This window comes from Micromonospora sp. IBHARD004, assembly GCF_052814115.1.
Window position 1 is genome coordinate 6,169,544 of record NZ_CP199934.1, and the last position, 20,389, is coordinate 6,189,932.

Genomic DNA, 20,389 nt, shown 5'->3' on the forward strand with positions numbered 1-20,389 from the left:
CCGGGTCACCGCCGCGAGGCGCGGGAGTTCGCTGGTGATGTCGGGCTCCTTCCGAGTGCCCTGCTGATCCTGTATTAGACAACGGTCGCACACAACACGGCGGCGTCGGCACGGGCGCACGGGCGGCCCGAGCCGGCTCACCACCCGCATAGCGACAAAGCGGACGGCAGATGTTACGCCGCGGGATCGCGGCCTCTCCCGCGCGCCGCTCCTCCACCGGTCCCCGGTGGGCGGGAGTCCCGATCGGGGCCGGTGGGTGCAGGATGATCCCACCCCTGGCCCCACCCCCGAGGAGTTCCCGTGGGCGCACCCCTCACCCGCCCCGCCGGCCGGACGCCGGCCCGGCCCCGCCCCGCAGACCGGGCGCTGGCCCGGCCCCGCCGCCGGCCGCTCGCCGCCGTCGCCGCGCTCGCCGCGCTGCTCGCCGTCGGCGCCGGCGTCCTGGTCGACCTGCGTACCCCGACGCCCCGCCCGGCGGACGCGCCGGCCTCCGACTTCAGCGCCGAACGGGCGTACCGGAACGTGCAGGTCGTCGCGGCCCGGCCGCACGTCGCCGGCAGCCCGGCCAACGACCAGGTCCGCGAGCACCTCGTGGGGGTCCTGCGCGGCCTCGGCCTGGAGACCGAGGTGCAGGACACCGTCGCCCCGGAGGCGGGCCAGCTCAGTGGGGCCGCGGGCGGGGCCACCCTGGCCCGGGTCCGCAACGTGGTGGCCCGGCTGCCCGGCACCGACCCGACCGGCCGGGTCTTCCTGGTCGCCCACTACGACTCGGTGCAGTCCGGGCCGGGCGGCAACGACGACGCCGCCGGCACCTCCACCATCCTGGAGGTGGCCCGGGCGCTGACCGCCGGTCCCCGGCCGCGCAACGACGTCGTCTTCGTGCTCACCGACGCCGAGGAGGCCTGCCTCTGCGGGGCCTCGGCGTTCGCGTCGAGCCACCCGCTGGCCGCCGACGGCGGGGTGGTGCTCAACCTGGAGGCGCGCGGCTCGACCGGGCCGGTGATCATGTTCGAGACGTCCCGGAACAACGCGAAGCTGGTGGACCTCTTCGGCCGGGCCGCCCCGCACCCGGTGGGCACCTCGTTCGCGGTGGAGATCTACCGGGCGCTGCCGAACGACACCGACTTCACCGCCTTCGCCGACCGGAAGTTCGCCGGGCTGAACTCGGCGTACATCGACGGGGGCGCGGTCTACCACACGCCGCTGGACACCCCGGCGGCGATGGACCGGGGCAGCCTCCAGCAGCACGGCGACAACGCGCTCGGGCTGGCCCGGGAGTTCGGCCGGACCGATCTGAAGGCGCTGCGCTCCGGCCACGACGCCACCTACTTCCCGGTGCCGGGCGGGCTGGTCCGCTACCCCGGCTGGCTGACCCTCCCGCTGGCGCTGCTGGCGGTGGCCGCGGTCGGCGTGCTCGGCTGGCTGCTGCGCCGGCGGGGCCGGGCCACCGCCGGCCGGCTCGCCGCCGGCTTCGGGCTGGCGCTGGCGCCGATCGTGGCCGCCCCGCTGGGCGCCTCGCTGCTCTGGGCCGGGATCACCACGCTCCGCCCCGGCTACGCCGAGCTGCTCGACCCTTACCGGCCGACCTGGTACCGGCTCGCCGTGGTGGCGCTCGCCGCCGCGATCCTCCTCGCCTGGTACGCGCTGACCCGCCGCTGGGCCGGCCCGGCCGCCCTGGCGTTCGGCGGGCTGGCCTGGCTGGCCCTGCTCGGGGTGCTGCTGGCCGTGCTGGTGCCGGGTGGGGCGTACCTGGCGACCCTGCCCGCGCTGGCCGGCGCGCTCGCCGGCCTGGCGGCGCTGGCCACCCGGCTCGACGGCCCCTGGCCGGTGCTCGCGGTGACCCTGGCCGGCGCGGTCGGCGTGGTGATCCTGCTGCCCACCGTGGTGCTGCTCTTCCCCGCGCTCGGCATGGCGATGGGCGGGGTCGCCGCGCTCTTCGCGGTGCTGCTCGGGCTGGTCGCGCTGCCGGTGGTGGACCTGCTGCACCCGCAGGCCGGCGGGCAGCGCGGCCTGGTCGCGCTACGGGCCCGCCGGCTGGGCCCGCTGCCGGCCACCGCCGCCGCGCTCGCCGCCGTGGTGCTGGCCGGGGTCGGCCTCGCCGTGGACCGCTTCGACGCCGCCCACCCGGTCCCCACCCACCTCATGTACGCCTTGGACGCCGGCACCGGGAAGGCGCAGTGGCTCAGCCACGAGGAGGACCCGCAGCCGTGGACCGATGGCTACGTCGACGGCAAGGCCGCCGTGGCGGACGACTTCCCGGGGCTGGGCGACGCCGAGCTGCTGGCCGGGCCCGCGCAGGCGGCGAACCTGCCCGCGCCGAAGGTGGAGGTGCTCTCCGACACCCGCTCGGGCGACCAGCGGGTCCTGCGCCTGCGGCTCACCCCGCAGCGCCCGGTCCGCCTGGCCACGCTGCACGTCGACACGTCCACCGCGACGGTACGGTCGGCGACCGTGGCCGGGCGGGACGTGCCGGTCAAGGCCCGCGACGGCCGGTGGGGCTTCGGGATCGTCTTCCACGCCCCGCCGCCGGAGGGCGTCGAGGTGACGCTGACCCTGACCCCGAAGGCCGAGCGGGTGACGCTGCGCGCGATGGACGCCAGCGACGGCCTGGCCGGCGTACCCGGCTTCCGCCCCCGCCCCGCCGACGTCGGCATCGTCGGCTCGCACACCTCCGAGATGCTCGCGGTCGCCCGCACCTACCCGCTCTAACCCACCCCTTCCTCGCGATCTTGCGCTTGCGGCCCCGGCAAAAGGCACAAACAACACAGAACGGGGGCACCAAGTGCAAGATCGCGAGGTAGGGCGACAGGGGGCCGGGCGGCCGGGCGTTCGAACGCTGGGGCCTTTGCCAACATGACGCAAAGACGAAGCCGTCTGTCTGGGCGGAACACCTAGTCGACGGGGGCGACCATGCACTCGGAACCGGCGGCTTCGACGTTCCACCGTCGCCCGAGCGCCGCTACGTGGTGCAGGCGGATCCGTCCGAGTTCGTCGGGGACGTGAGCGTCGGCGACGAGTTCGCCCTCCCGCGGTTCGAGGCCGAGCATCGTGCGCAGGAACAGCAGAGGCGCCCCGCTGGCCCAGGCCTGGGGGTTGCAGGCGGTCGGGTACGGCACGGGCTGACGGCCGAAGGACCGGTCGTAGCCGGAGAACGCCTCGGGCAGCCGGTGCTCGGAGTGCCGGGATGCTTCCAGCATCGCCATCGCGATCCGGTTGGCCTCGTCGCGGTGACCGTAGCGGGCCAGCCCGGCGGCGATGATCGAGTTGTCGTGCGGCCAGACCGTGCCGACGTGATAGCCGATCGGGTTGTAGCCGACATCGGCGGTGGACAGGGTGCGTACCCCCCACCCGGAGAACAGCTCGGGAGACATCAGGTGTCGCGCGAGCTGTCCGGCGCGTTCCTCGGGCACTATCCCACTCCAGAGCAGATGACCCATGTTGGAGGTCATCGAGTCGATCGGCCGTTTGTCGCCGTCGAGGCCGACGGCGTAGTAGCCGCCCCGCTCGGGGATCCAGTAGTCCCGGTTGAACTGTTCGCACAGCCGCGCGGCATCGGCGCGTAGTCGCTGGGCCATGGCCGGGTCCTGCCACGGTCCCTCGGCGAGCTCGGCCATGCGCAGTTTCGCGTCGTAGGTGTAGCCCTGCATCTCACAGGTGGCGATCGGTAGGACGGGTATCCGCCCGTCGGCGTACTGCACGCCGTCGGGGGAGTCCCGCCAGCACTGGTTGCCTAGGCCCTGCGTGGAGCGGGTGGCGTACTCGACGTATCCGTCGCCATCGCGGTCGCCGTAACGGTCGATCCACCGCAGCGCGGCCTCGGCGTTGCCGCGCAACCGGCGCACGAGGTCGGCGTCCCTGGTCCACCGCCAGTACTCCGAGAGCAGGATGAGCCAGAGCGCGGTGGTGTCGGCACTGCCGTAGTACGGGTGGTAAGGCTTGAGCCCGAGCTGGGTCAGCTCACCCGAGCGATACTCGTGGAAGATTTTGCCAGGTTCCTCGTCGGTGAAGTCGTTGAACCCTTTCGCCTGGTGCGTCGCCAGCACGATCAGGGCGCCACGGGCGACGTCAGGGCCGCAGGTCATGGTCTGGTAGGCGGTGATCACCGTGTCGCGACCGAAGGTGGTCAGGAACCACGGCAGGCCCGCGGCAAGGAGGATGACCGGCTCGCCGGCGATGGTCTTCTCGATCCGCATGGACACCAGATCGACCGCCGACCTGTGGTAGACGTCGCGGAGCAGATCGACGTCCGCGTGCAGATGCGGCTTCTCCGTAGCCCACCGGGTCGACGGGTCCTCCGGCCCGTGATCGAACGCCTCGCCGAACCCGCGGACCGCCGGTCGGTAGTCTTCCTCGCCGCAGCGCAGCGGAACCTGCAACTCGCAGGACCACTGCTGCCCCCGCTCGAGACACACATCCCACACCAGGGCGTCCCCGTCCACCAGGTCGGCCGGCGGGTCGGCCTCGACGCGTACCGACGCCGCATAGCTGCCGTTGCGATACCCGAACCCGAGTGCCGAGCCGTCCAGTTCGTGCTGACGGATGATGTCCATGGCACGGTCGCGGCCCGACTCCTTGATCTCGAACAGGTCGGCGAAATCCGTCCCGACCGCCACACGCAGGCGGATCGACACGGGCTCGACGCCGAAGTACCGCAGCTCGACGCGTTCGTAGAGGCCGTCGCCGACGAAGCGCTGCCGTCGTACACCCACCCGGTTGGCGGGCAGGTGGGGCAGGTCGGAGTTGGCCAGGAAGAACGCCGCCGAGTAGGCGTCGACGGTTCCCGAGGAGAGCACCAGCAGCGGCGCGTCGTCGATCGTCAGTTCCCACTGGTTGAGGAACCGGGTGTCGTCGTGCACCAGGCCGCCGATGGAGCCCCTCGGCACGTCTCCGCGGGCGTCGGAGAACATGAACGTGCGACCCTCCAGCACGCCGACGGCGTCCTGCCCCAACTCCGGCGGCAGGTCTCGGCAGGCGCCGCTGGACACCCCCGGCCGCGTCGGTGCGTCCGGCATCGGGTCGGCGGGCGTCGGCCGCCGTGATGTCGCGGTCACCCAGACCTCCTCACGTCGTCGGTCCGCCCATGCCGAGCGTCGCTTGCAGCGGAAGACCGCTGCCGAGCCGCTGTCAGGACCTGTCATTCCGAGCCAGCGTTCCCGGGCATACGCAAGTCATCCCGAGGTCTTCATCATTCGGTCGACCATCGACCGGGCGGATGCTTCGTCCGGGAAGTCGTAGGAGACCTCCTGGCCTCCGTCGCCACCGAGGCGGCCACGGACCCGCCAGAGCCGGCCGTTGGAGACCAGCCAGATGTCCCGCCGGGCCATGCGGCCCCATGCCCCGTTCCACCAGCGACCGCGTACCTCCACCCACAGCAGCCTAGTCGAACAGACGTTCGATACGGCTGGCTGCCGGCGTTTCGGGCTCCACTTGACGCGCGACGGGTTCCCGCGCGACGGGCTGCCGCTGTTACACCGCGTTACGACCCAGCCGGACGCCGGGGCGGACTCGACAGTCCGCCAGAGGCGCGCGGTCAGCGGCAGATCAGTGCACGTGACCTTGGTCGACGCCGGACCGGAGTGTCGACCAAAGCAGGGTGGACCCGACCTGACGCGGCATTAGATCACCTCGGACAGTCTCTGGTGGCTATCCGCCCGCCCCACTCTTGACCGGGGCGCCGTTTGAGTGCTGATCTGTGGGGGCCGGGACGCGCACGCTCGCGACGAGACGGCGTACGACCTCGGGATCGCCAATGATGACGGCGCCGGCCGCTACGAGCCCGGCCAGGTCGTCGCTGCCGAAGGCGGCGACGAGGGCATCCGTCGTGGTGACCAGGACGGCGCCCGGCTCCTCGGGCGGCTCGTGGGCGACCTCGGCGCCGGTCGACGTGAGGCGGACGCCGAACACCCCAGCGGGACCGTGGTCGCGCAGTTCGATCCGGAGCGTCGCCTCGGGCCGCTCCGGCGTCGGCACGAAGAAGGTGCGGATGCTCAGCATGGCGCTGTCCGCGCTCAGGAAGAGCTGTTCCGCGGTGGGCGGGGCGGCCAGCGCCCAGGTGCCAAGCGCGACCACGATCGGCTCGAGGCCGCGACCCCATGCGGTCAGCTCGTAGACCCGCACGTTGGCCGGCGGTGCCAGCTGCCGGCGGCGTACGACGCCCGCGTCGGCCAGCTCGCGCAGCCGGTCGGACAGCGCGTTCGGGCTGGCGGTCGGGAGCGCCTGCTGGAGGTCGGTGAACCGTTTCGGCCCGAGCAGCAGCTCGCGCACCACGAGCAGCGCCCACCGCTCTCCCACGATGTCGAGGCCGCGAGCAACGCCGCACGCCTGCCGATAACCCCGCTGAGTCGGCACCGAAAACCTCCCTACGCCTTGTCCGGAACCGCGCCGCCCGTTCGTCACACTGGTGAGTCCAAGAATCATACTTGCTTGATCCTAGCAGCCACTATTAGCCTCATAGCGATCGAGCCCGAGGAGGAACCCATGACCACGCCAGCGACACCCCCGCTCACCGACCGCGAGACCTGGCAGAAGCAACTCGACGAGCTCCGGCTCCGCGAGAAGGCACACACGCGTGAGGGCGACGCCATCGCCGCGGCCCGCCGGCGGCTGCCGATGGTCGAGGTCGACCCGACCACCCCCCTGGTCGGTGCCGACGGCCCGGTGCCCCTGCTCGACGTCTTCGAGGGAAGGACCCAGCTGTTCGCGTCGTACCACATGTGGCACACCGGCAGCCCGGCCGCCGACCAGTGCGAGGGCTGCACGTTCTTCACCGGCCAGGTGCTCGAGCTGTCCTACCTGCACTCGCGCGACGTCACGTTCGCGGTCTTCTGTCAGGGGCCGTTCGAGGAGAGCTCGCGCTACCGCGACTTCATGGGCTGGGAGGCGCCCTGGTACTCCGTGCCCGCGGAGTCGCTCGACTCCCTAGTCGCCGGACGCGCGTTCGGGATGAAGGCGTGCTACCTGCGCCAGGGCGACCGGGTGTTCGAGACCTACTGGACCACCGGGCGGGGCGTCGAGGCGATGGCGCCGTCGTACGGCCTGCTCGACATGACCGTCTACGGCCGCCAGGAGGACTGGGAGGACTCGCCGGAAGGCTGGCCGCAGCGCTTCCGGACCGACGGCGACCAGTTCCGGCTCGACGGGCGGCCCACATCACAGTGGTCGCGCCTCGCCGCCGGCCGTGACGACAACCTGGGCGCCACCGCGCCCACCGGCAGCGAGCACCATTGCTGCCACTGAGGTTCGGCGCCTGCCGGAGGCCCCGCCACCGTTCGTGGGGCCGATGATCGACATTGCCCTCCTCCGATGGCTGCTGACAGTGGCGTTCGGAGGGGCGGCCGCCTTTCACCTGCTCCGGTGCCTTCGCCCACCCGCTGCGTGGCTCTGTCCGGTGGCGGAGCATCGACTCTCCGAGATGTTGCACCTGGTCATGGGCCTATCGATGATCGCGATGATCTGGCCGTGGGGCGCGGCGGTCCCGGCAGCAGCCTGGATTGTCATTTTCATGATGTCGACGGGGTGGTTCGCGGTGCGGGCGGTGTGGACGCCGCGCGGTCGTGCCCTCCCGGTTTTCTTCGCCACCGCGACAGGGACCATGGTGTGGATGGGTGCCTCGGCACCGGGGGACGCCTCCGCCGGCGGTCACAGTGGTATGGACATGGCCAGGATGGGTCATGCGCCGGTCGGATGCGCCGGATGGGCCAGTGCGCTGCTCGGGGGGTACCTGGTACTCGCCGCATTCTGGTGGGTTGGCCGCGGGATGCGCATCGGTGGACTGTCCACGGCGACGACGGACGCGGTGGCGTGTCCGCTGGACTGGTCGGCACTGTGCCACGGCGTGATGAGCGCGGGTATGGGCATCGCCCTGCTCGCGATGGCGTAAACGATGGGCGCCAGGCGGGATGCTCGTCGCCGGGTGAACTTCGGTTGAGATCAACAGGAACATGCCAAGATCGGGCATCCACTCTTCGACAGAAGCGGATAACTGGCACGCCAGTCGTCACGGAAAGTCGGCGGGTACGTATCCGCAAGGTTGCATTCGGCCCTGCGAAGAAGTGTCGTGTTAGGGAGGTTCAGACTTGACGGTGGCAGTCGACGCCGAGATCACCGCGTTGATGCAGTGCCTCCAGAGGCAGCGAAACCACGTGCTGGGTGCCGTGGAAGGACTGAGCGATGAGGCGCTGCGGCGCCCCGTGCTGCCCTCTGGGTGGAGCTGCCTGGGGATGCTGCAGCACCTCACGCTGTCGGTGGAGCGTTTGTATTTCCGCGCTGTTGTGGCCGGCGACCCGGAGGTCATCGACATGGTCGGCAGCCAAGACAGCCCATGGCAGGTAGCTCCGGGACTACCCGCCGGCGATGTCCTTGACTGCTATCGCCATGAGGCTTCCCTGGCCGATGCCGTCATCGCCGCCTCATCTGCCGATGCCGACTTGGCCTGGTGGCCCTTCCCCGGGAGTGAGTGGCGCCTGCACAATCTTCGGGACGTCCTGCTCCATGTGATCACCGAGACCGCCTGCCACGCCGGACACCTCGACGCGGTTCGCGAGCTCATCGACGGGCAACAGTGGCTGGTGAACACCTGACCAGTAGGCCTGGCGCCGCATTTCGACTCCCGTGCGGCCGAACCCTGGTTGCGCCAATCCGGTCCCCCATGTCAGACCTGGCGACCACTCTGACGGCCAACCGGATCTGCCGCGAGTCGCGCGCTCGATGCGACGCCGGAGCGATCATGTCAAGCGTCAACCGAGGCCGCAGTGGGCGGGTTCAACCGGTCAGTGCAACGGGCTCGACGAGTCGATGAGAATGCGTCGATTCGATCGAGGGAGATGTTGATGACCGCCCATCTGACGATGGAGCAACGACAGCTGGCCCGACGGCTGAGCGCTAAGGGCCTGTCGTTGAGGGAGATCGGCCGCCAGGTCGGCTGCTCCCATGAGATCGTCCGAACCGTCGTACGCCGCGAATCGAAACGCCCTGTGCGATCCGACTCTTGGCAGCCGGGGCCCGGGCGGCTCACCCTCGCCGACCGGGAGGAGATCAGTCTCGGCCTTCGTGGCGGCGAATCGTTCACGTCGATCGCCGCCCGGCTCGGCAAGGCCACCTCGACGGTCTCACGCGAAGTGGCTGGTAACGGCGGCCGGGATGACTACCGCGCATGGCGGGCTCACCAGCGAGCTCGAGCGCGGGCCCGACGCCCGAAGACGCCGAAGCTGGCCTGTGCGAGGCTGGCCGGGAAGGTGACCGAGTGGCTGCGGGCCTGGTGGTCACCGCAGGAGATCTCGCGGCGCTTGCCAATCGAGTTCCCCGGCGATCCCCTGATGCGGGTGAGCCACGAAACCATCTATCAGGCGCTGTTCGTGCAGGGCCGCGGTGAGCTACGCCGAGAGCTGGCCCGCTGCCTGCGCACCGGCCGAGTCAAGCGCCGCGCCCGCCAGCGGCCCGAGAACACCGGCCGGATCCCGAACATGGTCATGATCAGCGAACGCCCCGCCGAGGCCGACGATCGTGCGGTGCCCGGCCACTGGGAGGGCGATCTGATCCTCGGCAAAGACAGCAAGTCCGCGGTGGGCACCCTCGTGGAGCGAAGCACCAGATTCCTGCTGTTGCTGCACCTACCCCAAGGCCGCACCGCCCACAGCGTCGAGCAGGCGATGCGGCAGGCCGTCGCCACCCTGCCCGACGAGCTGGTTCGCACCATCACCTGGGATCAAGGCAAGGAGATGTCCCAGCACGCCCAATTCACCGCAGCCACCGGCATCCAGGTCTACTTCTGCGACCCCCACAAGCCCTGGCAGCGCGGATCGAACGAGAACACCAACGGCCTTCTCCGCCAGTACATGCCCAAGGGAACCGACCTATCGCTCCACACCGCCGACGACCTCGCTCGTTTCGCCCGTAGCCTCAACACCCGCCCCCGCAAGACCCTCGGCTTCATGACACCATCCGAGAAGCTCGCCGAGCTACTTGCGCACACCCCTTGAACCCGCCGTGTCAACCATCAACGGGAGTCGGACAGCCGGCTGCCGGCGAAGTTGTTCAAAGTTTCTGTACGTCTTCAAGGCGGCCCGCAACGGGCCGCACGCGCCGCCGCCTGGGCGCGCGCCGGCCGCGGCCGCTGTCGCTCTGCGGCCGTCACGCCTGACGCCCGGCGGCTGGCGCGGAGGGCGGGGAGCCCGGTGGGCCGCCGCAGAGCGACAGATCGTTGGGTGACGAGCTGGTTGGCCGGCAGCCGGCCATGGGGGCGGCGGCCGTCGCACCGCCGGGCCGTTGGGCAGTCACCGCCGGCCGTGGTGGGGATGCGGCGCGGAGTGTGCGGGCTCGCCCCTCCAAGGTCAAGGGCGCTTCGCGTCGCTGCGCGACGGCCCTTCGGGCCGCCCTTGACCCCGGAGCCTCTGCGACCCCTCGGGCCGGCGTTGCCGGCAGGCCAGGGGCCTGCCCGGAGTACACGCGCCGCATCCCCACCACAGCCTTGTCGCGTACACAAGCTGCGGCCTCTGAGGCAGGAGTTTTGTTTTATTTCGGCTACTTTGGATTGCGGGTTGAGCGACCACTGCGGCGGGTTAGAATGGCATTTCCGCCAACGAGCGTGCCGGAGAATGCGGTAGCGGATAGCAGCACACGCCAGACCTGTGGAGCGGCATCGGGGTTCTTGCTCAACTCGCTGGCAGTAAGCATTACGAATATAAAGACACCGGCAGCCAGTAACGTGTTTAGCAAAGTCAGTACGTTGCGAATCCATTCCATCGCAAATCGGTGCGACTGCTCGCGCTTTACGGCCTCAAGCATTTCCCTTCGCGTATCATCCGCGTAGGGTGCTTTATCGAGCAATTCCATATAGGCTTCTAGCGGCTCACGGTTAAGTCCCGGCGATGCCATTACTTCCGACCACCTGCTGCCGCAGCGGTCAGCGCCATCGTCTTCCGTATGCCGCTTATAAGCTGATCAATGGCTGGTTCATGAAATTTTTCGGTTTGGCTCCTCAGCCACTCAACCACGGGAGATAGCCGCTGAACCTCTCGGCGTAGCTGACGCATGCGCTGGAGCGCAGAGTGGGCAATGAGAAGTGAGACAACTCCCGCCGCAGCCAGCATGATAAGTCCGAAGCTAGAATTGGCGGGCTGCAATGAAAAAGAAAGAAAGGTAGCGAAACCGAAGATTCCAGCCGACAGAGTGATGCGAACAAGACCGGCTGCCTTCTCGAATCGCAGGTTGCGCCTTTGGTGCTCTAGTTCGGTTTCAACTACATTTGCAACCGCAACCAAGGACTTGAGTTTGTCCAATTGGTCGTCATGATCAAATTCATTCATAGCTGCCTCTCGTGGCCATGCGCGAGGTCCACATTGATTCACGATTGTCTCAGCGATCCTGATCCCATCGCAACTGTGCGATGCGAGGAGGGTCGGTCCGGTTGCCGACCGCTGCCTACCCCCTCGGGCCGTCGCCGGGCCGTCTCTGGGCCGTCAAGCGTCGACCAAAGCTGACCAACGGTGACCGGTAGCGCCCAAAGAAACAGCAGGTCAGCCATCCTGCAACGGAGGCTGACCTGGTGGGCGACGGACGAGTCGACCTGTACGCCGGATACAGCTAGTGTCAGCCGCCGTGGAGTTCGCTGCGGGAATCCCCAGTCGGTGGATAGTGACCCTACGGTCTGGCGGGGTCATGGAACTGGCGGCTGACGCGTACAGCGAAGAGGACGGCCAACTGCTCTTCAACGTGTTGGTCGAGGCAGACGCTGATGAGCAGAATCAAATGGTGATCGACTGGCGGACACCAAACAACCCACGACGCGTCGGCATCGTGGTGGCCAAGGTGCCGGCAGCCGAAGTCGCCGACCTCTACACCGCTCCGTCATGGTTCGACGACGGCAGCAGTGCCGACACGACCACCTGACTGACGGGCTAGGGTGCGGCTGCCGACAGCAACGATGACAGCAACCGACGCGAACGGAGCCGCCCTCTCCCGACCGGTGCCGGACGGTTGCCCGAGGCCAAAGACACGAACGGACCCGGCCGGACGGAGCGCCCAGAACTCACAAGCGAGAGGTCCGCGAGACGATCACGACTTATCGTCATCCAGCGAGGCCTTCGGTCCGCCGAGCCGCCTCAGCCACCTCGGTGAGGAGGGCGTCGAGCCGGTCTCGGAGGCGGTTGGCGAGGGCAGGGTCGTCCGCGTTGACGCGAATCAGGCCGGCAAGGGCCTTCAGAACATAGCTGGCAGCGACGGTTCCGATCTGCATGGCGTGCACTTCGACCAGAGCGCTGTTGCCCTTTTGTGATTGATCAATCTCGATGTAGCCGACCATCACCGCGTGGAGCGTGCTGTGTGTGAAGGCACTAAGGCGGTTATAGTCGACGCGTCCAGCTGCGGCGTCGGCGGCGATGAGCAGGTCGGTTTTCGAACCGGGTCCTTCCGCCTGGACACCGTTCTGGGTGGCCCAGTCAAGGATCTCTTGCATACCGCTGCTATCCGGTTCCGCCTTCAGGGCCGTCTGAAGCTTGGAGTGCTCCCGCTTCGCGGTCGACGTGAGGCCGACGAGCCGTCGCAGGCGGGCATCTCCGTCTGCTTGATGTGCGCCCAGCCATACAGCTGTTGCAGCAGCTTCGGCCGCCGCTCTAGCCAAGTCGTTCATGCTGAGCACGTGTGGCGGGTCCAGCTCAAGACACCAGGCGAGCGTCGCGAGGCGTTCGCCCGCCGAGTAGATCAAGGTCCGGTGCAGGTGATGGGCAAAAGCGAATGGGTGGGGACACGTCTCATCGCCAACGTCGTTGTCCCGAGCGATCTCCGTTGCGTAGATGGATCCAGGGATGGGTCGCTTGTGACGTACGTCTTGAATCGTCACTGCCAAGTCACGGAGCAGCTTGGCGCAGTCTCGTCGTTGCCGTTCGTACATCTCATCGCTCCGTCCCGCAGGATCGGGAGTTGTCCCATCACGCTAAGCCTGACGTTAAGGGACTGCACGACTCTTCTTTGTCCGGGCGCTCGCGGCGGCGGTCGTATACGAGTAGGCCGACTGTCTGGCACGGGGCAGGTACAGCAAGCCGCCGGAGGCACCACCTCGTGCCCGATCCGTGCCCGATCCGTGCCCGATCCAGCGGTCAACACCGGCCCGCAGCGGCACATCGGCAGCCTCAAACCTGAACGGTCCGTGGCCGTCGACCGGGTGGCACGGCCACTCACGGTGTAGATCAATCCGATTCCCAAGCTGATGCTCGGCACCTTCCAAACCGACGGTGCAGAGGAAGGGCTTCCAGCTTCGAGCCGAAAGCCCTTCCTCTGCCACCTCAGGGTTGCGTGCTGACAGTCCGAAGGATTCGCCCACAATGGGCAGTGTCGCTGTGTTGTGCCAGGTCGAAGTGTTCAGGTTGGAACGCTCTGCGGAGTTGCTGTTAGCCGAGAACGCCGAGGAGCTGGTTTAGCAGGTTAGCGATCTGCTGGAGGATCGCGTTGACGCCGGTGGGGCCGTCAAGCAGGCCGGCGACAGCGCACAGCAGGTTGCCGAGGAGGTTGCCGGGACCCTGCTGTGCGGTGATGTTCAGGTGGACCTGGTCGAGGTGAACCTCGAGGCCGAGCAGGTTGAGATCCAGTGGCCCGAGGACGAGATCGAGAACTTCGCAGCTGCCCTGGCTCTGGGCGACGTCGACCGGAAGGCTGACCTGCTGAGTACCGGTGGTCGCGGTACCCGCGGCGTCAGTGACGGTGCCGGTGAACGTACCCACGGCCTGCAGGGTGCCGTCCTGAACCAGGAACCTCTCCACGTTGAACGCGCCGGTCACCGCACCCGCGCCGTCAGCGAGCGTGCCGGTGACGGGGACGACTGATGCATGAGCCGTGCGAGGCTTCGCGGATGCGCTGGTCGCGAAGCCGAGGGTGACGAACAGCATCGTCATCAGACTGACCACGAGGGCCAGCCCCGGGGGGAACTTTCTGGTCATTTGGTGTCCTTTCGCTCACAAGGAGTGTCAGCGAAGGGGGTTGTACCCCGTAACCCTTGCTCGAACCAAAAGGTCACCGGGGCCCATTATTTGCACATTGGGGCATATGTGGCCGTTCCTGGCGTTCCGGTCTCATGGTCGTCGATCGGAGTACTGGGCGAGGGGTTCCTGTGGGCTGCCGACGAGCACGAACGGGGCATGTGCCTCCGAAAGCGGAGTCGGCCCGCTCGATCCGGCCAGATCCAGCGGGCCGCCATTCCGACAACGTGGGCGCCGAGCCACCCCTCGCGTAGTCAGTTCATGGCAACCTCGACGGTCTGCCGGGTGCCCCAGCTGCCGGTCTTCCAGCAGGTGGCCACGCCGTACCAGCGGATGGCGCGCAGCCACACCAAGGCGAAGAGCACGGCCACGGGGGTGAGTGCCCAGGTGCCCCACTGGTAGAGGGTGGACTGGTCGGAGCGGCGCAGGGTCATGTAGCGCAGGGTCTGGGCGTACCCGACGACGACGGGCACGCCGAGCATCCACGGGATCGCTTCGGGGTCGAACTCGATGATCGGCGACACGATCATGACCGCGACGAACAGAATGGTGGCGGCGACGCTCTGGGCCCACCGCACGATGTGCGCCCACCAGCCGAACGATGTCAGTGGCAGGTACCGGATTCGCCACCAGGAGCGAATGAACGACCCGCGCATCCAGCGCAGGAACATGCGGCTGAAGTGGTTGATCTTCTCCGGCATGAGCGAGTAGGCGAACGCGCTGGGCTGCTGCACGGTCCGGCCGCGGAGCATGGCGAACAGGGTGAGCATCGAGTCGTCGCTGAACGGGACGCGGCGGCCGAAGAACGTCTCGGTCAGGTAGGACTTCATGTTCCCGCGGATCACGCTGGCCCGGTACGCGGCGATGGGCCCGGAGTTCACCCAAACGCTGCCGAGCACCGACAGCGAGGAGCGGTCGGTGAGCTGGCCGGCGACGAACCACAGATCGGTGAAGCGGGTGAGGAAGCTGGAGTGGACGTTGGCGGCCATAACGATGCCGGCCACCGACTGCACCTCGGGGTTGCCAAAAGGCTTGAGCAGCTCTTCGAGAGCTTGCGGGTCCGAGACGGTGTCGGAGTCGACGGTCCAGTAGATGTCGGCGTCGGGGGTGGACAGGATCGCGGCGGCCTGGGCGTGGCGCTTGCCGCGGTTGACCTGGATGTGCCAGGCGGCGGTGATGCCGTGCACCGGCGCGACTTCGAGGAACCAGCGCTTGACCTTCTGGTAGCCCTCGGTGTGCTTGGAGCCGTCGTCGACGACGTAGATGGTCTGCGGCTTGCGGGTCTGGAAGATCATCGACTCCAGGCAGGCCCTCAGCGCGGCGGCGTCCTCGTTGTACGCGGGGACCAGGCCGACGACGTGGAGCTGATCGAGGGCTTCCTGCACCCGGTCGGTGACCTTGGCGGGGCGCTCCAGGTAGGCGGCGCCGAACTGGATGACCAGCAGGATGAACATTGCCCCGTAGGCGTAGCTGAAGCCGCTCCCCTGCCCTCGTGCGGCGCTGAGAACGGACAGGAGGTGGTGGGCCACCCACGCCGCGGCGGCGGCCAGAACGACCGCCGCCACGAACAGGTGCCGACCTCGAACGAGTCGAGCAGTCACTGGCCGGCAGTACGGCCACGCCGCCACGCGACGCGGACGAACAGGGTGCCGAGCACGACGATGCCCACACCCGTCAGTGCAATGGCTACCGGCAGCGGCATGCTGACCGAGCCCTCTACTCCCAGGATTCCGCCTCCGAGCGTGACAGCCCCGGCCCCAGTCTTCGGCAGCGATCCACCAGACATCTGCTTGTGTCCCCCATCGTCAGCTAGCAGCTCCCCGGAGCGCGCACCGCCCTCCCCGAGCGTCGGGGAGGGATTGATGTGCGTGGACCAGGATCGGCCCGGTATGCGCTCCGCCTGTCCAGCGCGACCGAACGCCTCGTCAATTATTGCTGAACAGCAAGGAGCAACGTAGGCCTCGGCAACTTGCCACGTCAACCCTGCGTGAGGGGAACCTAACTTCACAATGTCGGAGTTCCGACACGCCGGGTGACTACCGCCTAGCCGAACGGCCGAGGTCTACACGCCCAGCTCGCAGCGGTGCGTGCCGGTCCTAGTCATCGGCGGTCTCAGTTCCGGTCTCGTTCGTTGGCGTTCGAAGGAGGCCGCGATCGGCTGCGGCAGTGACTCGATGCAGGCCCTGAACCAATCGGTCCGCTGACGAACGAGCGAGCGCAGACCTCGAAAGCGTGGGACTGCCGGTCACGTTAGCCAGCGCCCTCGAACGCGACGCGTGAGGCAGCAAGCCCGGACGAGCAGCCAAGCGAGCAGCCAAGCCCGCGGGCATGGGCGGACGATCACGGACTGGGACACCATGTAGAGCACGAGGACCGAACGCTGGACCAGCGCTGCGGGACCGACTCGTAATGCGTAGGTCGCTGGTGTCGTCTCTCTGACCCGCCAGCAGGCCAAACCCCGCGTTATGCGCCCCGCTGAAGTTCAGGCGAACTGAAGTTGCTTCAGGGCGAACTTAGAACCCCTCCAACGCCCTGAACAGCACCTCGCCTTCAAGTTCCGGGTGAAGTCGAGACTCTCCGGGCTCGCGGGCGCCGGTGACGCCCACTCGCCGATGTCGTCGGGCCAGGGTGCGGGGCAGCCGTGCTCGGCTGTCTGCGTACCATCGCACCGTGAGTCGCGACTACGCAGCCCGGCTTGCACCGGGTGTCCCGGTTGGGACGGACCGATGAACAACGTCCGGGCGCTCATCGTGTTAAGTGTGGTCGCCGCCGTGCTGGCCATCGCTCTCATCGTGATCGGGCTGCAGGGGAAGACCGGGCTGCGGGCCGGCTTCTGCATCTTCGGCGGGCTCCTGATTCCGGTCGCGGCCGCCTTCCTGGCCGAGGCGATGAAGCGGGGTGCGCCGTGAGCAGCCCGCCGCCCGCCGAGTTCGCTCGCTGACCCCGCGAACGGCCGCTCAGGACGACGTGCGGCGGGCCTCCTGTCCCAGAAACCGGTCTCGGTGCCGGTGGTGAACAGGTCGGCGTTGAGTGCTGCGCGTTCGGCCGGATCGGGGATATCGGAGTGGCCTGTCGGCGGCAGCTTGCAAGCGAGGGTTGGGATGGCCTGCTCTTCTGATGGGATGCGTGCCCGACTCCTTCTCTGCGTCGCCTTGGTGGCTGCGGGCGTGATGACGGCAGGGGCCGGACGTTGGGATACGTCGAGCAGCCAGGGCCCTTCAACGAGGCGATACTGGGCGCGGTAGGCGGGGGCATGGCCGGGGCAGGTTTCCGCCGTTGGAGGAAGTACCACTCCTCGGGCCTGGGGCACACACGGGGCACAAGACAGTGTGAAACGTCCGCAACCAGCAGCCAATGACGTGAGCCCAAGACGGGGCGGGACCAGCATGCCGAGCAGGCCGGCCCAGGTCACGGGAGGCCCCATCCAAGTTCTGCTTCAACGTATGACCGTCGGGCCGGGAGACCGGGGGATGGTCGACAGTAGGTAGGCACGTCGGGTTGGGGGAGAGCCTGTCGGTACTTGCTGGCATCCTCCTGATGTGGACGCGCGGGACGTGCTTTGGCAGGAGTTCGGGAGCGAGCCTGGCTCCTTCCTGTTCCGGCTGCGCATCGATCGGGTGTGGGACCGGATCGCGTTCACTCGTCTTGAGCAGGCGATGCGTGCGGTGTGCCGCGACAGCAAGGACCAGGACCACCTGGAGCGTTGGCTGGCCGAGGGGTACTTCTACTGCGCTGCGTCGGTGCGCCATGACACAGCGCACCCAAGCTTTCCGCGCCCTGAGCCGGAGCACTACTACTCGGCGTGTCTCGAACGGCTGTGGGAGTTAGCCGATTGGTACTTCCGCGGTTACCACGTCTACCAGGAGCCCCACGACTGGGAGGACCTCTAGAAGCGGCGGTTGCGGCACCGATGACCGCCTGTGGGGATCTCTGGAGTCAGCAGAGAGTCAGCAAGCGGTGCACCATCCGATCGACGCCGATCACGCTGGGCGGTGCAATCCAGGCAAGGGATCAGACTGGACAGCGCTCGCCAGCACTCATCGATTCGGCCGATCAGTCTCCCCCCGACGGGGGTCGGGGCCCAGCGGGGGCCGACGCTCTGAGTAGCCACGCGAGTAGCCAAGGCGGTGCACCCGGCTGGACCACCCCGTACGTCGGCGGAACTGTTGAGCAGCGCCGGACGAGGCTGACAGCCCTTTGCCTGCTCCTGGCAGTGTGGGGCACATCGGGTGAGGCAGCGAGCCGGAAACGATCAGCCGGTCTGGTTCATCACCGCGACGGCGACCATCCCCAGTGCAAGGGCGCCGAAGAGGGCGACCAACACCCAGCGACGCCGTCCGTGCTGCGCCGGGTCGCGGACGAGGGGTGCCGGCCCGGTCCGGCCGGGCTGGCGGGCGATGGCAATGGCCAACCGCTCCAAATCCGCGACCTGGCCGGCCGGCGTCAACCCGATCGTCTGGGGCACGTCGGGCAACGGCGGCGGGTCGGAGACGTCGTGTGTCTCGTACCGAGGTTCGATCCGCGGCGGCAGCTTGCGGAAACGGTTGTCCATGCCATCAATGTCGCAGACGCCGCCAAGGCGAACCGCGCATCGACCTGGTCGCCGTACAGCGGTGAAGTCCAGCAACGGACCCAACCCTTTGGGGCACAGAGCGGCTGGCTCGCCATCGTGACCTGCGCACCAGGCGCTCAGCAACCGCCCCGCGTGCAATCCATGGGTTCAGGGCCGGGCACAGATCCGGCACAACCGAGCACGAGTAACGGCGGAAGATGCCGGAAACCGACGGAAGCCGTTTCGGCAGGTCAGGAGCCATGTCGGGGGTAGCGCGGGAGGTCGGGAAGCCGGGGCTCTTACTTCCAGCGGAAGTGGACGAAGAGGCGGCCGAAGTTCTTGGAGTCCTTCTCCACCCGGTGGTAGAGCTGCTTGACGTCCTTCTGGTCCAGGAAGCGCAGCACCCGCTTCTTGAGCTGGCCGGAGCCCTTGCCGGGGATGATCTCCACGAGGGTGGCCCTCTTCGCCACCGCCTCGTCCATGATCCCGCGCAGCGCGCGGTCGATGTCCTGGCCCTTGTTGAAGATGTCGTGGAGATCGAGCTTGAGCTTCACTCCGCAATCGTAGGCGCGCCGGATACGCAACAGGGCAGCCACCAGGGCTGCCCCGTCCGTACGCGTGCGCCGTCAGCGACCGCCGACCCGGCTCTCCACCCGGCGCAGCGCGGTCGTGTAGTCGGTGTTGGTCGAGTACATGGCCGCCGCGATGCGCAGGTGCCGCAGCGCGTCGGCGTACCGGTTCATCCGCTCCAGCGTCCGGCCCAGCACGTGGTGCGCGTAGTGGTCGCTCGGGTCCCGGTCGACCAGCTCGCGCAAATGCTCCTCGGCCCGGTTGAGCTGGGCCGACTGGAAGTACGCCCGGGCCAGCAGCTGCCGCACCGAAGAGTTGCCGGGCTCCGCCTCGACGATCGGCTCGAGCAGCCGGGCCGCCCCGGCCGGGTCACCCGTTTCGAAGAACATGGTCGCCCGCCGGTAGTCCGCCAGAAGATCCATTCGACCCACCTCCTCGTGTCGCGCCGCCCTTGTTCCGACGCTGGCACAACACCGGCCGTACCGCGAGTGTTCCTGTGGTGGAAGTTGCGTCAGAGGGTCGGGTCCAGCCGGTCACCCACCAGCTCCCAGGCCCGGACACCGCCGACGATTCCGGCCGTGTTCGGGACGACCACGACATCGTCCCCCATCCGGGCCAGTTGCTCCGGGCGGATCAGCCGGGAGTTCCCCCCGCCCAGGTAGAGCCGGTCCCAGCGGAACACCGGGCGCAACCCGTCGACCACCTGCCGGATCCGCCGGGACCAGAACGCGTCGCCGAGCCGGCGCCGCTCCGGCTCCCCCACGTACGTGTCGTAGGTGGTGCCCCAGCGCACCGGGGCGTGCGACAGCTCCAGGTGCGGGGCGAGCACCCCGCCGTCGAAGAGCGCGCTGCCCAGCCCGGTGCCGAGGGTCAGCACCAGCTCGCAGCCGGTCCCGGCCACCACGCCCGCGCCGTGCACCTCGGCGTCGTTGAGCACCAGCGCCGGGATCCCGAACGCCTCGGCGAGCCCGCTGCGGGCGTCGTACCCGGACCACTCGGCGACCAGGTCCGGGTCGACCTTGCTGCGCGGTCCGGACCGGGTCACGTAGTGCGGGGTCGCCACGACCACGCCGTGCCGGATCATCCCGGGCAGGCCGACCGTCAGCCGGTCCGCCGCCGGCAGCCGGGCGCCCAGGTCCAGCAGCGTCTTGACGAACAGCGCCGGCGGCAGCGGGTACGGCGTGGGCACCCGCAGCGGCCGGGCGCGCATCGTCCCGGCGGCGTCCAGCACCGATGCCTTGATCCCGCCGCCGCCGCAGTCGATCGCGAGAGTGGTCACCACGCCGTGAGTCTCCCTCAG

At 68.5% G+C, this 20,389-nt stretch carries 20 protein-coding genes; 8 read left to right on the forward strand and 12 right to left on the reverse strand.

Annotated elements, in window-relative coordinates; all coding sequences use genetic code 11:
• Window positions 1-300: 300 nt before the first annotated feature.
• Window positions 301-2,709, forward strand: a complete 2,409-nt coding sequence (locus ACTWO6_RS30010) for a M28 family peptidase (RefSeq protein WP_446217037.1) — start codon at window positions 301-303, stop codon at window positions 2,707-2,709.
• A 182-nt stretch (window positions 2,710-2,891) separates the two neighbouring features.
• On the opposite strand, the gene ACTWO6_RS30015 is transcribed toward ACTWO6_RS30010, so the two are convergent.
• The 3 genes from ACTWO6_RS30015 to ACTWO6_RS30025 form a co-directional block, all read right to left on the reverse strand.
• Window positions 2,892-5,051, reverse strand: coding sequence for an amylo-alpha-1,6-glucosidase (locus ACTWO6_RS30015; RefSeq protein WP_446217038.1), 2,160 nt, complete (start codon window positions 5,049-5,051; stop codon window positions 2,892-2,894).
• A gap of 117 nt (window positions 5,052-5,168) precedes the next feature.
• Complete coding sequence (locus ACTWO6_RS30020) at window positions 5,169-5,366, reverse strand: hypothetical protein (RefSeq protein WP_446217039.1); 198 nt, start codon at window positions 5,364-5,366, stop codon at window positions 5,169-5,171.
• Between the two features lie 277 nt (window positions 5,367-5,643).
• Window positions 5,644-6,291, reverse strand: coding sequence for a winged helix-turn-helix transcriptional regulator (locus tag ACTWO6_RS30025; protein WP_446217040.1), 648 nt, complete (start codon window positions 6,289-6,291; stop codon window positions 5,644-5,646).
• Between the two features lie 186 nt (window positions 6,292-6,477).
• On the opposite strand from ACTWO6_RS30025, the gene ACTWO6_RS30030 reads away from it, so the two are divergent.
• The 4 genes from ACTWO6_RS30030 to ACTWO6_RS30045 all read left to right on the forward strand — a co-directional run bounded on the left by ACTWO6_RS30030 (window position 6,478) and on the right by ACTWO6_RS30045 (window position 9,977).
• Window positions 6,478-7,236 (forward strand): DUF899 family protein, encoded by a 759-nt coding sequence (locus ACTWO6_RS30030; protein ID WP_446217041.1) that lies wholly within the window; start codon window positions 6,478-6,480, stop codon window positions 7,234-7,236.
• A gap of 175 nt (window positions 7,237-7,411) precedes the next feature.
• Window positions 7,412-7,879 (forward strand): DUF5134 domain-containing protein, encoded by a 468-nt coding sequence (locus ACTWO6_RS30035; RefSeq protein WP_446217042.1) that lies wholly within the window; start codon window positions 7,412-7,414, stop codon window positions 7,877-7,879.
• Window positions 7,880-8,081: 202 nt separating this feature from the next.
• Window positions 8,082-8,579, forward strand: a complete 498-nt coding sequence (locus tag ACTWO6_RS30040; RefSeq protein ID WP_446220820.1) for a DinB family protein — start codon at window positions 8,082-8,084, stop codon at window positions 8,577-8,579.
• A gap of 243 nt (window positions 8,580-8,822) precedes the next feature.
• A complete protein-coding gene (locus tag ACTWO6_RS30045; RefSeq protein ID WP_446217043.1) occupies window positions 8,823-9,977 on the forward strand; it encodes an IS30 family transposase in 1,155 nt (384 codons plus the stop codon).
• 541 nt (window positions 9,978-10,518) lie between these two features.
• On the opposite strand, the gene ACTWO6_RS30050 is transcribed toward ACTWO6_RS30045, so the two are convergent.
• On the reverse strand, window positions 10,519-10,830 hold the full coding sequence (locus tag ACTWO6_RS30050; RefSeq protein ID WP_446217044.1) for a hypothetical protein: 312 nt from the start codon (window positions 10,828-10,830) through the stop codon (window positions 10,519-10,521).
• A 41-nt stretch (window positions 10,831-10,871) separates the two neighbouring features.
• Window positions 10,872-11,303 (reverse strand): hypothetical protein, encoded by a 432-nt coding sequence (locus ACTWO6_RS30055; RefSeq protein ID WP_446217045.1) that lies wholly within the window; start codon window positions 11,301-11,303, stop codon window positions 10,872-10,874.
• Window positions 11,304-11,655: 352 nt separating this feature from the next.
• On the opposite strand from ACTWO6_RS30055, the gene ACTWO6_RS30060 reads away from it, so the two are divergent.
• Window positions 11,656-11,886: a hypothetical protein gene (locus ACTWO6_RS30060; RefSeq protein WP_446217046.1), complete on the forward strand. Its 231-nt coding sequence runs from the start codon at window positions 11,656-11,658 to the stop codon at window positions 11,884-11,886.
• A gap of 178 nt (window positions 11,887-12,064) precedes the next feature.
• On the opposite strand, the gene ACTWO6_RS30065 is transcribed toward ACTWO6_RS30060, so the two are convergent.
• The 3 genes from ACTWO6_RS30065 to ACTWO6_RS30075 all read right to left on the reverse strand — a co-directional run bounded on the left by ACTWO6_RS30065 (window position 12,065) and on the right by ACTWO6_RS30075 (window position 15,532).
• Window positions 12,065-12,886, reverse strand: a complete 822-nt coding sequence (locus ACTWO6_RS30065) for a hypothetical protein (RefSeq protein WP_446217047.1) — start codon at window positions 12,884-12,886, stop codon at window positions 12,065-12,067.
• A 496-nt stretch (window positions 12,887-13,382) separates the two neighbouring features.
• A complete protein-coding gene (locus ACTWO6_RS30070; protein ID WP_446217048.1) occupies window positions 13,383-13,928 on the reverse strand; it encodes a hypothetical protein in 546 nt (181 codons plus the stop codon).
• A 293-nt stretch (window positions 13,929-14,221) separates the two neighbouring features.
• The gene (locus ACTWO6_RS30075; protein WP_446217049.1) at window positions 14,222-15,532 is read right to left on the reverse strand and encodes a glycosyltransferase; all 1,311 of its coding nucleotides are present in this window, start codon (window positions 15,530-15,532) and stop codon (window positions 14,222-14,224) included.
• A 1,161-nt stretch (window positions 15,533-16,693) separates the two neighbouring features.
• Between ACTWO6_RS30075 and ACTWO6_RS30080 the strand changes: the two genes are divergently transcribed.
• Both ACTWO6_RS30080 and ACTWO6_RS30085 read left to right on the forward strand, forming a co-directional pair.
• Window positions 16,694-16,876, forward strand: a complete 183-nt coding sequence (locus ACTWO6_RS30080) for a hypothetical protein (RefSeq protein ID WP_446217050.1) — start codon at window positions 16,694-16,696, stop codon at window positions 16,874-16,876.
• A gap of 630 nt (window positions 16,877-17,506) precedes the next feature.
• On the forward strand, window positions 17,507-17,857 hold the full coding sequence (locus tag ACTWO6_RS30085) for a hypothetical protein (RefSeq protein ID WP_446217051.1): 351 nt from the start codon (window positions 17,507-17,509) through the stop codon (window positions 17,855-17,857).
• Between the two features lie 362 nt (window positions 17,858-18,219).
• Here the strand turns inward: ACTWO6_RS30085 and ACTWO6_RS30090 are convergent, their stop codons facing one another.
• From ACTWO6_RS30090 to ACTWO6_RS30105, 4 genes are all read right to left on the reverse strand, one after another.
• Window positions 18,220-18,594: a hypothetical protein gene (locus tag ACTWO6_RS30090; RefSeq protein ID WP_446217052.1), complete on the reverse strand. Its 375-nt coding sequence runs from the start codon at window positions 18,592-18,594 to the stop codon at window positions 18,220-18,222.
• Window positions 18,595-18,818: 224 nt separating this feature from the next.
• Entirely contained in the window at window positions 18,819-19,073 is a 255-nt protein-coding gene (locus ACTWO6_RS30095) for a Smr/MutS family protein (protein WP_446217053.1), read from the reverse strand.
• A 72-nt stretch (window positions 19,074-19,145) separates the two neighbouring features.
• Window positions 19,146-19,511, reverse strand: coding sequence for a tetratricopeptide repeat protein (locus ACTWO6_RS30100; protein ID WP_446217054.1), 366 nt, complete (start codon window positions 19,509-19,511; stop codon window positions 19,146-19,148).
• Between the two features lie 89 nt (window positions 19,512-19,600).
• On the reverse strand, window positions 19,601-20,371 hold the full coding sequence (locus ACTWO6_RS30105; RefSeq protein ID WP_446217055.1) for an ROK family protein: 771 nt from the start codon (window positions 20,369-20,371) through the stop codon (window positions 19,601-19,603).
• Between the last annotated feature and the right edge of the window lie 18 nt (window positions 20,372-20,389).

What these genes read in the sequence shown, in the direction of transcription:
- ACTWO6_RS30030 (WP_446217041.1), top strand. Translation starts at nt 6,478, where the DNA reads ATGACCACGCCAGCGACACCCCCGCTCACCGACCGCGAGACCTGGCAG.
- ACTWO6_RS30035 (WP_446217042.1), top strand. Translation starts at nt 7,412, where the DNA reads ATGTTGCACCTGGTCATGGGCCTATCGATGATCGCGATGATCTGGCCG.
- ACTWO6_RS30045 (WP_446217043.1), top strand. Translation starts at nt 8,823, where the DNA reads ATGTTGATGACCGCCCATCTGACGATGGAGCAACGACAGCTGGCCCGA.
- ACTWO6_RS30050 (WP_446217044.1), bottom strand. Translation starts at nt 10,830, where the DNA reads ATGGAATTGCTCGATAAAGCACCCTACGCGGATGATACGCGAAGGGAA.
- ACTWO6_RS30055 (WP_446217045.1), bottom strand. Translation starts at nt 11,303, where the DNA reads ATGAATGAATTTGATCATGACGACCAATTGGACAAACTCAAGTCCTTG.
- ACTWO6_RS30060 (WP_446217046.1), top strand. Translation starts at nt 11,656, where the DNA reads ATGGAACTGGCGGCTGACGCGTACAGCGAAGAGGACGGCCAACTGCTC.
- ACTWO6_RS30065 (WP_446217047.1), bottom strand. Translation starts at nt 12,886, where the DNA reads ATGTACGAACGGCAACGACGAGACTGCGCCAAGCTGCTCCGTGACTTG.
- ACTWO6_RS30070 (WP_446217048.1), bottom strand. Translation starts at nt 13,928, where the DNA reads ATGACCAGAAAGTTCCCCCCGGGGCTGGCCCTCGTGGTCAGTCTGATG.
- ACTWO6_RS30080 (WP_446217050.1), top strand. Translation starts at nt 16,694, where the DNA reads ATGAACAACGTCCGGGCGCTCATCGTGTTAAGTGTGGTCGCCGCCGTG.
- ACTWO6_RS30100 (WP_446217054.1), bottom strand. Translation starts at nt 19,511, where the DNA reads ATGGATCTTCTGGCGGACTACCGGCGGGCGACCATGTTCTTCGAAACG.